The sequence below is a fragment of the Acinetobacter sp. WU_MDCI_Abxe161 genome, assembly GCF_025514355.1.
GTDB classification, from domain to species: domain Bacteria; phylum Pseudomonadota; class Gammaproteobacteria; order Pseudomonadales; family Moraxellaceae; genus Acinetobacter; species Acinetobacter pittii_E.
Genome location: NZ_JAHPTU010000004.1, coordinates 169,984 through 185,280 on the forward strand (window position 1 = coordinate 169,984; position 15,297 = coordinate 185,280).

Genomic DNA, 15,297 nt, shown 5'->3' on the forward strand with positions numbered 1-15,297 from the left:
TCACTTTCTTTTCATACATACCTTCATAAAATCTAATATTCATAAGAGTTTAAGTAAAATGCCTTAAACTCTTGCTCAAACTAACCTTAAATTAATGTCCGTACTGCTTTTTTAAATATTTTACGATTTGAGCAGATTCAAACATCTTCACTCCCGTATTTGGATCTACCAAATATGGCACTTGCATTTTACCTTGCATAATAGGCAATAGCTTTTCCCTTTTCCCACCTTCTAAAGGTATATATTTCCCTGGTTTTAAGCGAAAAATAGCAGGTCCCATATCTTGCCATCTCTCTTTTGCCACATTATGTAAAATATATGGAAGCTCAAGTTCAGAGAGTAGACTTCTTACAATTCGTGAATACGGACTCGCCTCAAAGCTCCATAACTCTAGTTTTTGCTCAGGCGCAGCTCTATCAACAATTTTTTTATTTATCCAAACTCCACGGGCACCATTTAAGATAGTCCCGGCAACTGCAACATAAGGCATGTTTGGGTAACTCGAAAATTTCTGAGGTGTTTTTCCTGTCTTACCATAGTGTTTAAATAAATGATGAATAATATCTTGTGATTCATATAGCTGATCATCAGTATTTTCATCAATTAAAAAAGGAAATTGTAATTTGCCGCCTTTTTCTTTTACAACTGATCTATACTTTTTTCCTCCCTTAGGACATGGATAAATTTCCACGTCCAAATTCAAAAGTGTAATCACTTCACGAACGCGACGGCAAAATGGTGAACCTTCAAATTCATATAGTTTTAAAGCTTTTACAGGTTGCTGTGGAAATGCTGTTCCTGTAACACCTCTACCACCTTCGGCAATTGCAGATACAACTGCTTGAAGTACTTTAATTTGATGAATCACCATCATGCGTTCCTTTGTATGAAAGAATTAGACTAATTTTTCTTTTGCAATCACAATTCCATTATTATCCGCATAGATAAAATCACCAGATTGAATTGTGACTCCACCAAAATACAAAGGAATATCTACTTCACCAATGCCTTTACGATTACTTTTTTGTGGAATTGCAGCCAATGCATGTACGCCTAAATCCAAAGTTGCAAGTGCATCAACATCCCGTACACAACCGTAAATCACCACACCATTCCAATTATTTTTAACCGCTGATTCAGCAATCATGTCACCCATAAGCGCACAACGCATAGAGGCGCCACCATCTACCACTAATACTTTATCTGTACCATCTGTTGCTAATAACTCTTTTACTCGTGAGTTATCTTCAAAGCACTTTACGGTTACAACCTGCCCCCCAAACGTTTTACGCGCCCCATAACTTTGAAAGAACTTTCCATCCATTGATGGAATTACGACTTGCAAGTTTTTTTCAGGGTTATCATCTAATAAATCACAAGTTACAAATGGTATTGTCGACACTTTAATACTCCATTATCGAGTTTGTTGTATGCTCAGATTATCATATCGTTTAAAAGCTTCAATTTGCGTTAGCGCCGCTACGACCATCGTATGAGCCAATTGCTCTGCAGTTACAGGCTTATATTTGAATGGTTTTTGTAATTTATTCTCAATAAACTTAAAAAGACTTTGCCCTATGTCTTCAATAAACCGGACATCACTACGTTTACCAATCAGTAAAGACGGTCTAAAAATAGATAATTTTTCGATTTCTAAACTTTCAATATAATCTTCTAACTGTCCTTTCACTTTATTATAGAAAATTAGAGAATTTGCATTTGCGCCAAGAGCACTCACAAGCAGTAAATGAATGTGCTTGTCTTGCACTAGGTCTGCTAAATGAGCATTGATTTCATAATCCACGGCGTAAAAGGCCTGTTTTGAACCAGCGACTTTTAATGTTGTTCCTAAACAGCTAAATGCATGAGTATGTCCACTCACATCTTCGTCATTGAGCAATAAAAAATCTTCTATAACGAGTTGAGTAACTTTTTTATATGTATTAAGTAGTTGTGATTCTTTTCTCACGACTACTGTAATCTCTTCAAATTCGGGTGTTTGCTCAAGCTGTTCAACAAGAGCTAAACCCACAAGTCCAGTAGCACCTATCACAATTGCTTTTTTAGCACTTATAGTCATTTTTTATCCAACCCTCTTTAAGTTTGTATCAAATTTAACCTTTTCTTACCGTTTTAGCAGCCCCTAAAACCGCTTAAAATGCTCGCAAGGCTTGACTTCACGGTGTTGATTCATCACAATATGGCACTTGTTTACGGGCTGGTGATGGTTACATCAGTTTACTGAATTGACCACAGCCCGCCCAGACCAACTTATTTTCAAGGAGTGCAAGAGTGGCAAACTCTGCTCAAGCTAAAAAACGTGCGCGCCAAAACGTTACAGCGCGTAAACACAACGCAAGCTTGCGTTCTATGGTTCGTACCTACATCAAACGTACTTTAAGTGCAATCGCTGGTGGTGATTATGCTGTTGCTACAGAAGCTTACAAAAAAGCTGTTCCTGTAATCGACCGCATGGCTGATAAAGGCATCATCCACAAAAATAAAGCTGCTCGTCATAAGAGCCGTTTAAATGCTCAAGTTAAAGCGTTAGCTAACTAATTTGAACATGTAAAAAAAGCCCAATAGGGCTTTTTTTATTATCTATCGTTTTTGAGCTTATAGTACTTTATGAAATTTAGCCACATTCAGTTCGTAGGCCTTTCCTCTCCAAATCCACTTTAATTTACAATTTGGAAACTCTTCACCTTCAAACCATACAAATAACCCTTCCATCATTTCAGGCCAATCTTCTTTCTTAATTTTATTCTCACCTGAGATTACAGCAACAATTGCAGCAATAATCGTGTCATGGCTGACGGCTAAACTAAGGCCACCTTGAGTTTTAGGATGAGTTCGGTAAATAAGCTCTAGTACATCTAAAACCCCAGTAATCGGATGTTTCATGCCAGGCAATGCATTATTTACAAAACTATTAATAAAACCTAACGCACCTTGTTTTTTGAAATAAGGAGCTGCTTGTTTTATATCCAAAACAAAACTACCTGGTTCAACAAGTAGACCTTGCTCAATAATTTCAATCGTATGTGTATTAGATTGAGGGCTTACATCGTCAGCCCCTTCAATCATGAGCGCAGCCGTATCGACACAGCGCTGTATTGGACTTGAAATACAATGCTGAATAACACGATCTGTATTTTTTATTAAATAATTACCCCACGCCTGTGCAAGCTCACGCCCCTGAGGAGTAAGTTGGAGATCATATCCAGCCAAGCCCTGCCCATCTACAAGTTCTCTTAAAGAATGGCGCGTAAATAAGGTTACAGGAGTTGAAGCATCGGGCAATAAATCAATTGCTTCAAACATACTTTTAGGCAATAAATCGAGTGCCATTTTTATCTTGTCATCTTTTTTCAATACTTTGCCACTATAACATGTCTAGCATAACTCTCAATCTATAACACCTGATTGGGCTAAAGCTTCAAATGCTATTTTTTTACTTTCCTCATCACGAAAAGCGATAAAGCCCTTATTTAAAACCGTGTTTCTTTGGTTATATTCAAAAGGCTTACCATCCAGAGTAAGTAAGCCGCCGCCTATACTTTCTAATAGTCCTTGACCTGAACTTGTGTCCCATTCAGAAGTGGGATGGAAGCGTGGATAAATATCTATTTCACCTTCTAGCATCATACAAAATTTGTAGGCACTCCCAGCTTCTCGTCGAATGATGCGATGTTCTTTTTCAATAGGTTGAATAAATTTTTGGTATTTTGGATTTTTACTACCGTGACTAAGCCCTATTTGTATAGGCGCATCTAACGAAGTTGAATTGACCTGATATTGATACCATTGTTTTTGGCTAAAACTATATTTAAAAGGTAAATCTTGCAGATATCCTAAGTACACCACTTGTTCGCATGGCACAGCAATAACGGAAAAAACGGTTTCTTTACCCTTAATCAAGCTTAAATTAATCGTAAATTCATCACGTTCATGTATAAATTCTTTGGTTCCATCGAGTGGGTCTAACATCCAACAAGTAGACCAGTCATGACGGGCACTATAATCACTTTCTTCAGACAATACAGGCAACTCTGGAGTAATCTCTGCAAGATGCTTTAATAAAAATCTATTTACCTTTAGATCTGCTTGGGTTACAGGTGAATCATCTTGTTTTTCATGAATAGTAAACTCACAACCCGCAGAATAGTTTTGATATTCTTCTAATAAAATTTGGCTCGCCTGTTCCAAAATAGGCAGAAGTTGATTAATTAAATTATCTTGTGGACGTGTAGTTGTTATAAACATAAATATGCTCGATATAGTTTCAATTCTATTATAGGTGAATTATGAACAATTCAATATTCGCCAACAGTTTGATTTACTAAAATAGTAATCTATCTTAATCATTAGGCGAGCACTGCTTTGTGCGTACGCTATATAGTTCATATGAATAATTATAATGTTTATAAAAGCTTTTATTCCGTACAAAAAACAATCTATAAGTTATGAAAAATAAACAACTTAAATCAGATTTATCCATTTCCTTTTCATATATTTCTTGGTATGTTCAAAGACACAATAACAAGATGGAAGAAAGTGCACATGATGCTATATGGATATCATTTCTCTACAATAGAACATAACTGGGAAGACCTTAAGCCCTTAACTGAGTTTCTACAAACCTTTGCAGATGATGATGGTGACGTCTCTCAACGAGATAAAGAATCACTTAAAGAAATCATAGCGAAATCTGATACGGCCTTGGCTTTAGCTAGAGAAATGGGTTGGGATGGGAGTTATACAGGTTGCCCTTATCTATTCTGGTTACCAAGTAAAAATAGCCAATCTTTTGAATATGGCTTCGTATTTAAACAGACCTCAGATAATACGACTTTTGTGATTTCGCCTATTGAATTGACCTATCTAGCTGAAGATTCTGAAGTACAAACATTAAGTAAAAATATTGAATAAGACATAGAGGTTATTGATTCAAATTGAGATCAATAACCTCCTCTTAGTTTTAAGCAAGTTAGTCAAACATACTTAACTGTGGTGTAGGTTTTATAATTTTTTCTTTTGGTACATGAGAGCATTCAAATTCTTCGACGGGGAAGCCCTCAATAAAACTTGAAATGTCAGGCGATTCTAAACTTAACCACTCTTCCAAACGATCATGTGGAATTACAATCACTGATCGTTTATCGTCACCTGGTTCGTGAAAGTCTTTCATCATTGGATGGTCTATAGCATCCATGGTCAACATGCTTGCAGAACGAATAATCGTTTCATTTATTTTGCAAATTTCATAAATTGCTGCAATAAAAAAAGCTTGCCCATCTTTACGGCGCACACCCCACCGCTCTGGCTTATCATTTATATATTTACTTTCATAAAACTCAGTCACTGGAATCACACCGAACTTACATTTAAGCGCAGCTTCTTGAAAACTCGGTTTTTGGAAAATTGTTTCATGACGGGCGTTATAAGTATGTTTTGCTATATTGGTATCTTCAGCCCATTTTGGAACCAATCCAAACATCACTTCACGCCATTCAAGGCCTTGCGATGATTTAAATAATAATGGCATTGTTCCAGCAGGATAAACCTCTTCGGCATAGCTAAAGCCAACTACAGGTAACTGAAGTTGCTGCAATTGAGCAAGCGTTAAAGGTTTAAAGTTAGCGCACATAGCAAGAATAAAATACTCTATATTTACTTTTTATATTTTATAAGCATTTCCCCTATAAACCAAATAAAAAGGCACTAGAAAGTGCCTTTAACGACATAACTTTACGCTTATGAGATATGCTGAATTCCTTGAGGAATGGCCTGTAATAATCGTTTAGTATAGTCATGTTGAGGATGTGCATAGAGCTCATCTGAGTTAGCGATTTCAACAACCTCACCATGATTCATGACCATGACCTGATCAGAGATGTATTTCACAACCGATAAATCATGTGAAATAAAGATATAACTAAGCCCAAACTCATCTTGTAAGTCTTGTAATAAGTTAAGTACCTGTGCCTGAACTGAAACATCCAAGGCCGAAACCGATTCATCACAAATCAAAATTTCTGGCTTTAGCGTTAAACAACGTGCAATGGCAATACGTTGGCGTTGACCACCCGAGAACTCATGCGGATAACGATAATAAGCTTGTTCAGGTAAATTCACTCGTTCAAGTAAACTAAGCGCAATTTGCTTACGTTCCGCATCATCTTTACCAATACCATGAATTTGCATAGGCTCTAATAATATCTGCCCAATGGTAAAACGTGGATTAAGAGAGGCATATGGGTTTTGAAAAATGATCTGAATCTTTCGTTGATATTTAGCAAACTCTTTTTCAGTTAATGAAAGAATATCTTTACCTTCGATGAAAGCCTGCCCTCCAGAGGCTTGATGTAAGCGCATGAGTAACAACCCAACGGTCGTTTTACCTGAACCTGACTCACCGACTAAACCTAAAGTTTTTCCTTTAGCAAGTTTAAAAGAAACTCCTTTAACAGCCTGAAACTCTTCTTTGCCAAATAGACCTTTACGACTATAAAAGCTTTTTTTCAGATCTTTTACTTCTAAAATAATTTGCTCATTACCATTTAAACCCCGTTTGCGCTGGGGAATTTCTGAAGCATCAAATCTTTGTTCGACCAATATATTGTCTTCTTGACGCATAAAATCGCTGGTAACAGGCAAACGATAAGGTCGTTGTGACATTTGGGGACGACAATAAAGTAATGCTCTCGTATATACATCTTTAGGCTGTTCTAAAACCTGTTCAGCCACGCCTTGCTCTCTAATCTCGCCATGACGCATCACAATAACTTTATCTGCAATTTCACCGACCAATGCCAAATCGTGAGTAATAAAAAGCATCGACATTTGACGGCGCTTACGCAATGACTCGAGTAAATCAATAATCTGTTTTTGGATCGTGACATCAAGTGCTGTAGTCGGTTCATCCGCAATCAGCAGTTTAGGCTCACACGCAATCGCCATAGCAATCATGACACGTTGCTGCTGACCACCCGAAAGTTGATTTGGATAGGCATCAATTTTAGTTTCAGGTGAAGGAATACCTACTTCTTTAAGTAATTCTAAAACGCGTTGTCGGGCCTGTTTACGGCTCAACCCCATATGCAAACACAACACTTCTGCAATTTGATTGCCAACCGTAAAAACAGGATTTAATGATGACATCGGCTCCTGAAAAATCATAGCAATATCTTTGCCACAAATTTTTCGCATCTCTGTATGAGATAAGCTGAGCAAATCTTTGCCTTCAAATATAATTTTACTTTGCTCATCAATTTTACTCTGACCTACGGGCAATAACCCCATAGTTGCCAAAGAAGTAACCGATTTTCCGCTACCCGACTCACCTACTAAAGCAACCGTGGTGTTTGCAGGAATATCAAAACTAATTCCCTTCACGGTTTCAATATATTGTTTATCTTCACCTTTAAAACTCACTCGTAAATTTTTAACATGCAGTAACGGTGCATTCTGATTTTCATGTTCTGACATTAGGATTTCCTCTTATTTTAGTTTTGGATCTAATGCATCACGAAGTGCATCAGTAAACATTGAAAATGCCGTTACCAAAACAGCCATCGCGACAGAGGCTGCGACAAGCTGCCACCACTTACCTAAAAGAAGTTCACTTTGTGCTTCATTTAACATGCTCCCCCAAGACACTACACCTACTGGCACACCAAAACCTAAGAAACTCAAGATGACCTCAGATTTAATGAAAGACACCACCAGAATTGACATTTGGACCAAAGCGATATGGCTGACATTAGGAAAAATATGAATGAACATACGGCGGAAGTGTCCAACGCCAATTGCTTTAGCAGCAAGAACGTACTCACGTGCAGTATGTTTCATATATTCGGCACGTATTAAACGATAAACACCCGTCCAGCCCGTTAAACCTAAAATCAGAACAATAGATAAAATGCCTTTTTGTTGAAGTACAGCAGCAATAGCGAGGACTAATAATAAATATGGAATTGAGGTAAAAATGTTATAAAACCAGTTAAGAATATCATCCACCCAACCACCGAAATATCCAGAAATTGCGCCTAAAAGTGTACCGATGCCTACCGCAAGTAAAGCGGATATCACCCCAACAATGATTGAGGTTTCAGCACCTTTAATGGTTTTTTTGAGGACGTCTTGTCCCCATTTGTCAGCTCCAAATATAAGTGTACTTTTAAGTTCACTCTGCTGATCAAGTAAATGTCCTCCCAGTTGCTGATCAATTGCTTTCATATCATCAGCTAATGGGTCTACAACACCATAATAATTAATCGCGCTGTCGGAGCTCTTCTCTTGTTTAATTTCAGCCTTAAGTTGATGAATTACATCTTTTAAGGGATCGACAGGATTTTCTGGTAATTCCTCATCAACCACCGCAGCATTTTGCCCTGCACCTGTTGTCTTGTCTGCGCCTATAAATGTAGGTGGTGCATAACTTACTGCAACCTCTTTATTCCAGTCAGATGCAATCACACCTATCAATGATAGAACCAGAATAATAAAATAAAGCAATACAATCACTAGCGATGACATTGCGATCTTGTCGGCCCGAAGACGGTGCATGGCAAGTTTCCACAGACCAGATGAATGAGCTTCCGCTTTTGTTTGTTGTTTTCTTTTTGATAAAACGCTCAGCATAGCCCACCTACTTCAACTGTACACGTGGATCAACCACTTTGTAGACCAAATCGGCAATCAAGTTAAAAATCATGGTTGCAGCTGCGATGTAAACTGTAATTGCTTTAATAACAGGAAAATCACTCCGCTCAACTGCAATAATCACCTCTCGACCAATCCCAGGAATACCAAAAAAACGTTCAATTAAAAATGCGCCTATGAGTAATGCAGGTAAAGTTGACATCACGTCGGTAATAATGGGAATTGAAGCGTTCCGCAGTACATGTACACCTAAAATTCGGCTTTCACCTACACCTTTAGCACGTGCTGTTCGAACATAGTCCTGATTAATTTCATCAAGCACAAAGCTACGATATAAACGTAAAGTCGGTGCAATACTCACCACCAGCATGATGAGAATCGGCAGTAAGGCAAACTTAAATAAATTGTCAGTAAAGCTATCGCTCCAGCCTTGTACTGGGAACCAACTTAGCTGATACGCCAAAACATATTGAAAAACGATAATGTAAACTAAGATGCTGATCGACATGCCGATGGTACATAGCATCATGACCATACGGTCGGTTAGAGAACCACGTACAGCTGCAACAGCCAAAGCTAAAATAATTGAAATAACCGTCTGTAAAATAGTCAGTGGAATTAAAAGCGTGAGCGATGGCCCTAATCGAGTTAAAATAATTTGAGAAACAGGTTCGCCAGTACTCCAACTTGCACCATAGTCAAAAGTCAGTATTTGTTTAATAAAAATCCAGAGCTGAACGTAATAAGGCTGATCGACACCAAGCTGCTTACGAATGTTTTCGATCTGCTCAGGATTAGACATCTTGCCCGCTAAAATATAAGCAGGATCGCCACCTACCCAGTTAAAAAGAATAAAAATAAGTAAGACTACCCCCAACATAGTTGGAATCATCTGCCATAAACGCCGAATAACATATGCCAGCATAGTGATAATTCCTTATTTAACCCGTTGACCGGTAATTTCATTAAAGAATGCTTTATTGTCTGGTTCACGGCCAAGGAAATCTTTAACCAATTCAGCAGCCGGCTTTTGACTACCTTGTGACAAAATGGTTTGACGGTAACGCTGTCCAACTTGTGGATTATTAAGGTTGTCCCCATACGCAGAAAGCATGTCTAAAGCTAAAACCTCAGACCACATATAGCCGTAATAACCAGCTTGATAACCGCCCATTAAATGCCCAAATTGCCCAGGAAACTCTGTTGTTGGTACATAACCTAATGCTGTAGCAGCTTCCATTTTTTGCCAATTTTCTAAAGGTTTTACTTTTAATGCATCGGCAGTATGCAATGACATATCGTACTGCGCATAAAGAGTCTGACGTGCATAACGCAGACCACGACCATAGTTATGTACAGCTTTTAAACGAGCAATGAGTTCGCCATCAACACGTGGACATGCCGGGTCACAATAATCAGCTACTTTAGATAAAGTCTCTTTACGGCGTGCCCACTCTTCATACATTTGAGACGGCGCTTCTACAAAATCACGCTCTACGGATGTTCCCGACTGACTGGCATAACGTGTATTTGATAATATGCCATGTAAAGCATGCCCAAATTCATGAACAAAAGTTTCTAGCTCATCACTGTTTAAACCTTTACGGTTAAAATTGGTGACTAATGCTGAAACGGGTAATCGATTGGTTAAAGTGCTGCCACCGTATACTCCCCAAACCGCAGCATGACCATATTTCCCTTCGCGAGGGAATTTATCCATATACAGACCGCCAAGAAGTTTTCCTGTCTTTTTGTCAACTACGTCGTAATATTCAACTTCGTTTTGCCATGCTTTCACTTTGACAGGTTTAAAATCAATACCATAAAGGTCAGATGAAATAGCAAATAACCATTTTTGAGCAGCTAAAGTCGGAAAATAGTCACGAAGTTTTTCCTGATCAATCTGATATTTACTCTTACGAAGTTTTTCACTCCAGTAAGCTTCGCTCCAACGGGTGATCTCGGTTTTTTCTAATGGCGTTTTTAATGTTTGCGCTTTAAATGTGCGCAATTCTTCTACTTCTTTGCGCTCAAGTGGAGCTACAGTTTTTTGTACTTCTGCCAAAAACTGATTTACGGCGTCAGGTGTTTTAGCCATACGGTCTTTTAAAACCCAATCTGCATAACTTGCTTTTCCAAATAACTGCGCAAGCTCATAACGCAAATCTATTGCCTGTTTAAGTAGTTTTAAATTTTGTTCAGTACCACGTCGCGTAAAGGCAATTTGATATCTTTTTCGGGCATCATCATTATCCGCGAGTTCCATAAATGGACGATATTCCGGATATTCGAAACCTAATAAATAGTTGCCTTTAGCATTTTTCTTCAATGCTGAAATATAACTTTGAGGCAGCCCTTTCATCTCTTCAGGAGTAAACTCAAGTTTTTCCGGATTATCTCGGACATTACGTGCATATTCTTGTTCGAGCTTGGTCAACTCATCCAGAATAGCCTTCATTCGTGCACGTTTTGCTGGTTCTAATTGAACACCAGTATCTTCAAATTGACTGAGAATATCTTGGCGATATTTTTGGTCAATTGGATCTGTTGCTTGCGTATTTTTAATTAAATTATAGAGCTTTGGGTTTTGAAATATATCAGTGTGAAATTGATTAATTTTGATTTCACAGTCCTCTGCGGCCTTACGCAATTTTGCATCTGGATCTACATTACTATATAGACTTATCGGACCTGAAAAATCTTCAAAATGGGCAAAAATTTTATCCCATTTTGCCAATATAGGTGCCGCTGCTGCATTATTAGTAACAGGCGTTTTTTCAAAAACTGTAATCTGCTGTTGAATCTTTTTTAAATTTGCATCACACCATGCTGGAAGTTGTTGTGCTTTCAGTAATGGCAAAGTAGGGCGTGTTGTCTCTGCCGTTACAAACTGACTTACACCTATGGTCAACATAGATAAAGTTATCATTTTCAGTGTGTTGTTTTTCATTTTAACTCCAATTTTTTTCACTTAATGATTAGATTTAGTATTTGTATCAATATCGAAATACATCCACTCAGCATGTAAAATTGGATGTTTTTTATATCCAATGATTTTTGGTTGAGCCAGCATATTTCGGTAACGTGCATAAGAGATTTGAGCGGGCATATACACTTCTAGTAGACGTGTCATTTTGCGATAGAGCGCATCTCTTTCAGGACCTGCTTGCATTTGTTGGGTTTGGCGATACAACGGATCAAATTCTGGTGTAGAACCACAAGACCAGTTCGTCATGTGTGTATTAGGTCCATAAAAATTCTGCATAAAATTATCGCCATCTGGATAATCGGCTATCCACGCAGAAGACCCAAACATCCCTTCACATTGTTTTTGCGAGCGAATGAGATCTGCAAAAAGCATGGGTTTAAAGACCATTCGAATGTTCAAACTATCTAAGTTCTTTTTCCAAAGCTCAGCACTTTGTTGCCCAATACTGTCGCTACGCGCCATATACTCAATAACAAGAGGTTTACCATTTGGTTGTGTTCGCCAACCTGATGCATCTTTTTTATAGTGATATCGATCTAATAGTAAATTTGCTGCTTTCACCGAATATGGTGTGCTGGTTCTATATTGAGGGTCATTTCCCACCACACCGGGTGGAACTGGAAAATGTAGACGCTGTGCATCATCATTTCTTACCAATTTAATTTCTTGGTCTATTGAACGGGACATCGCAATCGCACGGCGTAAAGCAATTTTTTCTTTACTCATTCCCCCTACGACTGGATTTTTAAGATTCCAATAAATATAGCTAATTTCAGGATCAACAATGCGGGATAACTGCACGCCTTCTTTAGCAAGCTCAGGCCTTAACTTACCGTCTTTAACCGCTTTTGCGACCAGTTGGCCTTCAAGCTGAAATATATCAACCTCACCACGTTGAAATGCTAGCCATCGTGATTGGTTTTCTTCCATCACCTGAATATCAATTGTGCCTATTTGAGGCATTTTTTTACCTTTAAGGCGTTTTACAATTACCTGATCTTCAGGGCTACTAGCAGTAAAGTTCCAAGTAAAGCCACGATAATCAGGATTCGCCTTTAAAACAATGCGCGATGCTGGTACCCACTTGCTCAGTACATAAGGACCTGTACCCACAGGATGACCCATTACATAACCAGCTTTGTCTTTATATTTTTCGATAACTTCGCGTGCCACAGCACCTGTCGGATCATGAGCCAATAATAAAGGAAAGTTATAATCTGGTTTAACTAAACGAATCACCAAAGTGTACTTATCAGGTGTTTGTAAACCACTTACCTTTTGATCATAGTTAAATTTTCCGGATTTATTGGCTGCTTTGACTAACGCCTCCATACCTTCAATTTTGTTTTCTAATAACCAGCTATTTGGAGAACGTAAATTCGGGTCCAATAAACGCTTAAAAGAGTACGCATAATCATTGGCTGTTAATTCTCTTGGTTTACCTTTAAAAACAGGGTCTGGCGTAAAATAAATACCCTTTTTTATGTGAATGGTATAGGTCAGACCATCGGCACTGACTTCGGGCATAGCGGTTGCTATTTGAGGAACAAGCTTTGCTGGCCTTGCTAAATAGTCATAGGTATATAAGGTTTCAAATATCGATGTGGTTACATGTGCAGAATATAAATCATGGATATAAGCCGGGTCGAAACCTGTTTCAGCTGTTGGAAATACATAACGTAAAACTTTATTCGGATCGGCTGGGCTTTTCGCAAAAATACTTGTAGGTCCCGTTAAGGCCATACTAGCGAATAGCAAGCTGATACTACAGTGCTTGAGCTTTTGTTTTAAATTTTCAGTCATCATGATCTTTATCTAAAATTATTTTTTAATAGGAGTAATATCAAGATATTGCCAGTTTGTATTCATCATTGGGTGGGGTTTAAAACCCTGAACTTGTGGCCGTATCAACCAGTTACGAATTCGGGTTACATGAATAATCCAAGGATTATCAGCTTCAATCTGGCGGTTAAGCTTTTCGTAATATGGTAAGCGTTGTTGAGGCGGCAAGTGGATGGCCTGAGTATAAAGCGCATCATATGTTTTAGACTGATAACAAGCATGATTTCCCTGACCTGCATTTGGCCCATAAAGCAACTGCGCAAAATTATCTCCCTCAGGATAGTCAGCAATCCATGCGCCACTCCAAATCATATATTTACATTGAGTTGCGGCTTTTAAGTTATCTGCAAAATTACTCACCTTAAAGTCAGCTCGAATGCCAATCGCATCCAGATTCTTTTTCCAGAGTTCGGAGTGGATAACTGAGGCCGAGCTATTTTCTGTATTAATTTTTAAAATTAAAGGTTTCCCGTTTGGCTGGGTTCTATAACCATCAGCACCTTTTTTATAACCATAATAATCAAGTAATTTATTTGCCAATAAGGGATTGTACCCTACGCTACTTTTATATTTAGGGTTATAGCCATTTACACCTTCAGGTATAAACATTTCTGCTCTAACTGCTTGCCCTTTATAAGCCTGTTTTATACTTTCTTTTTGATTGTACGATAAAGTAATTGCTCTACGCAGAGCTATCTTTTCCGGGTTAAAACCACCAATGACCGGATCACGCATGTTCATCATCGTATAGGTCATTTCGGGTTCCTTATATGGGAAGTGCTTAATTCCTCTTTTCTGAAAAGAAGTCTTAAGTTGATTTCCATCTAAAGCTTGCGGAACAGCATCTGCTGTAAGTCTATCAAAATCTAATTGACCAGACTGAAAAGCTAACCATCGTGACTGTTGTTCTTCAATAATACTGACTACAACCTTACCAATTTGGGGCATTTTCTTACCGCTCATTTCTTTAATAAGCTGGTTATCCCACGGCGTGCCTGTTGACTTAAAATTCCAGACAAAACCTCGATAATCAGGATTGGCAACTAATTCGACCTTACTTCTCGGTACATATTTACTTAACATATAAGGTCCTGTACCAACTGGATGCATGCCAATACGATCACCGTAATAGTCAACAACCTCTTTAGCAACGCCACCAAAGGTAATATAGGCAAGAATATAAGGAAAGTTGAAGTCTTGGCGAGTGAGAGTAAATTGCAGAGTATATCGATCAAGCGCTTTGATCCCAGCAATGGGCGCAGCATAATCAAATTTTCCTGTTTTTTTTGCTTGAGCTACAACTACATCGGCCCCTACCAGTTTTCCATCCAGAAAAGAAACGGAAGGTGCTCTGTTTTTGGGGTCTAAAATACGTTTAATTGCATACACATAGTCTTCAGCTACCAACTCACGGCGTTTACCTTTAAAAGCGGGATCATTGGTAAAATAGATACCCGGTTTAATTTTAAATGTATAAACTTTACCGCCTTGTTCCACTTTGGGCAGGCTCTCTACCGTATAGGGAACTAACTGTAATGGGCTTGCTAAATAATCATATTTGAGTAAAGGCTCAAATATGGCTTCCGCAATACTCGCGCTATAGAAGTTGTTAGTTTTAACCATATCGAAGCCATCATCTGGGGCTTCATAGGCAACGTGCAAAATTTTGTTTGGTTGTGCTGGCGTAATTGCGTAAGCACAAGGGACTGATGTAATAGCCAGACTTAAAATGGCGAGCTTAAAAAATTTTAATTTCAAGTTCATACCCACGTAATTAGTTTTTTTAAAAGATATTATCC

The 15,297-nt window shown here is 38.3% G+C and carries 14 protein-coding genes; 2 read left to right on the forward strand and 12 right to left on the reverse strand.

Features of this window, described 5'->3' with window-relative positions:
• Positions 1–91 precede the first annotated feature (91 nt).
• Genes KTI78_RS06165 through KTI78_RS06175 form a run of 3 tightly spaced genes read right to left on the reverse strand, consistent with a single transcriptional unit; the run spans position 92 to position 2,080 of the window.
• Positions 92–874, reverse strand: a complete 783-nt coding sequence (locus tag KTI78_RS06165; RefSeq protein ID WP_262445546.1) for a glutathione S-transferase N-terminal domain-containing protein — start codon at positions 872–874, stop codon at positions 92–94.
• Positions 875–895: 21 nt separating this feature from the next.
• Positions 896–1,402, reverse strand: coding sequence for a ribonuclease E activity regulator RraA (gene rraA / locus KTI78_RS06170; RefSeq protein ID WP_224991800.1), 507 nt, complete (start codon positions 1,400–1,402; stop codon positions 896–898).
• A gap of 12 nt (positions 1,403–1,414) precedes the next feature.
• Positions 1,415–2,080, reverse strand: coding sequence for an NAD(P)H-binding protein (locus tag KTI78_RS06175; RefSeq protein WP_016141164.1), 666 nt, complete (start codon positions 2,078–2,080; stop codon positions 1,415–1,417).
• 212 nt (positions 2,081–2,292) lie between these two features.
• Here KTI78_RS06175 and rpsT point away from each other — a divergent pair, with 212 nt between their 5' ends.
• Complete coding sequence (rpsT, locus tag KTI78_RS06180; protein WP_002117906.1) at positions 2,293–2,559, forward strand: 30S ribosomal protein S20; 267 nt, start codon at positions 2,293–2,295, stop codon at positions 2,557–2,559.
• A 57-nt stretch (positions 2,560–2,616) separates the two neighbouring features.
• Here the strand turns inward: rpsT and KTI78_RS06185 are convergent, their stop codons facing one another.
• On the reverse strand, positions 2,617–3,351 hold the full coding sequence (locus tag KTI78_RS06185; RefSeq protein WP_016141165.1) for a histidine phosphatase family protein: 735 nt from the start codon (positions 3,349–3,351) through the stop codon (positions 2,617–2,619).
• A 57-nt stretch (positions 3,352–3,408) separates the two neighbouring features.
• Entirely contained in the window at positions 3,409–4,266 is an 858-nt protein-coding gene (locus KTI78_RS06190; protein ID WP_016141166.1) for a 3'(2'),5'-bisphosphate nucleotidase CysQ, read from the reverse strand.
• A gap of 297 nt (positions 4,267–4,563) precedes the next feature.
• Between KTI78_RS06190 and KTI78_RS06195 the strand changes: the two genes are divergently transcribed.
• Entirely contained in the window at positions 4,564–4,932 is a 369-nt protein-coding gene (locus KTI78_RS06195; protein WP_016141167.1) for a hypothetical protein, read from the forward strand.
• A gap of 58 nt (positions 4,933–4,990) precedes the next feature.
• Here KTI78_RS06195 and KTI78_RS06200 read toward each other — a convergent pair whose 3' ends face one another.
• From KTI78_RS06200 to KTI78_RS06230, 7 genes are all read right to left on the reverse strand, one after another.
• A complete protein-coding gene (locus KTI78_RS06200; RefSeq protein ID WP_262445547.1) occupies positions 4,991–5,650 on the reverse strand; it encodes an SOS response-associated peptidase in 660 nt (219 codons plus the stop codon).
• 107 nt (positions 5,651–5,757) lie between these two features.
• The gene (locus KTI78_RS06205; protein ID WP_262445548.1) at positions 5,758–7,491 is read right to left on the reverse strand and encodes an ABC transporter ATP-binding protein; all 1,734 of its coding nucleotides are present in this window, start codon (positions 7,489–7,491) and stop codon (positions 5,758–5,760) included.
• A gap of 12 nt (positions 7,492–7,503) precedes the next feature.
• Positions 7,504–8,646, reverse strand: a complete 1,143-nt coding sequence (locus KTI78_RS06210) for an ABC transporter permease (protein ID WP_262445549.1) — start codon at positions 8,644–8,646, stop codon at positions 7,504–7,506.
• A 7-nt stretch (positions 8,647–8,653) separates the two neighbouring features.
• Positions 8,654–9,592, reverse strand: a complete 939-nt coding sequence (locus tag KTI78_RS06215; protein ID WP_005304778.1) for an ABC transporter permease — start codon at positions 9,590–9,592, stop codon at positions 8,654–8,656.
• A gap of 12 nt (positions 9,593–9,604) precedes the next feature.
• Positions 9,605–11,638 carry a M3 family metallopeptidase gene (locus tag KTI78_RS06220; protein WP_262445550.1) on the reverse strand — a complete coding sequence of 678 codons (2,034 nt, stop codon included), beginning with the start codon at positions 11,636–11,638 and terminating at the stop codon, positions 9,605–9,607.
• Positions 11,639–13,462, reverse strand: coding sequence for an ABC transporter substrate-binding protein (locus tag KTI78_RS06225; protein WP_262445551.1), 1,824 nt, complete (start codon positions 13,460–13,462; stop codon positions 11,639–11,641).
• Positions 13,463–13,477: 15 nt separating this feature from the next.
• Entirely contained in the window at positions 13,478–15,268 is a 1,791-nt protein-coding gene (locus KTI78_RS06230; protein ID WP_262445553.1) for an ABC transporter substrate-binding protein, read from the reverse strand.
• Positions 15,269–15,297 lie beyond the last annotated feature (29 nt).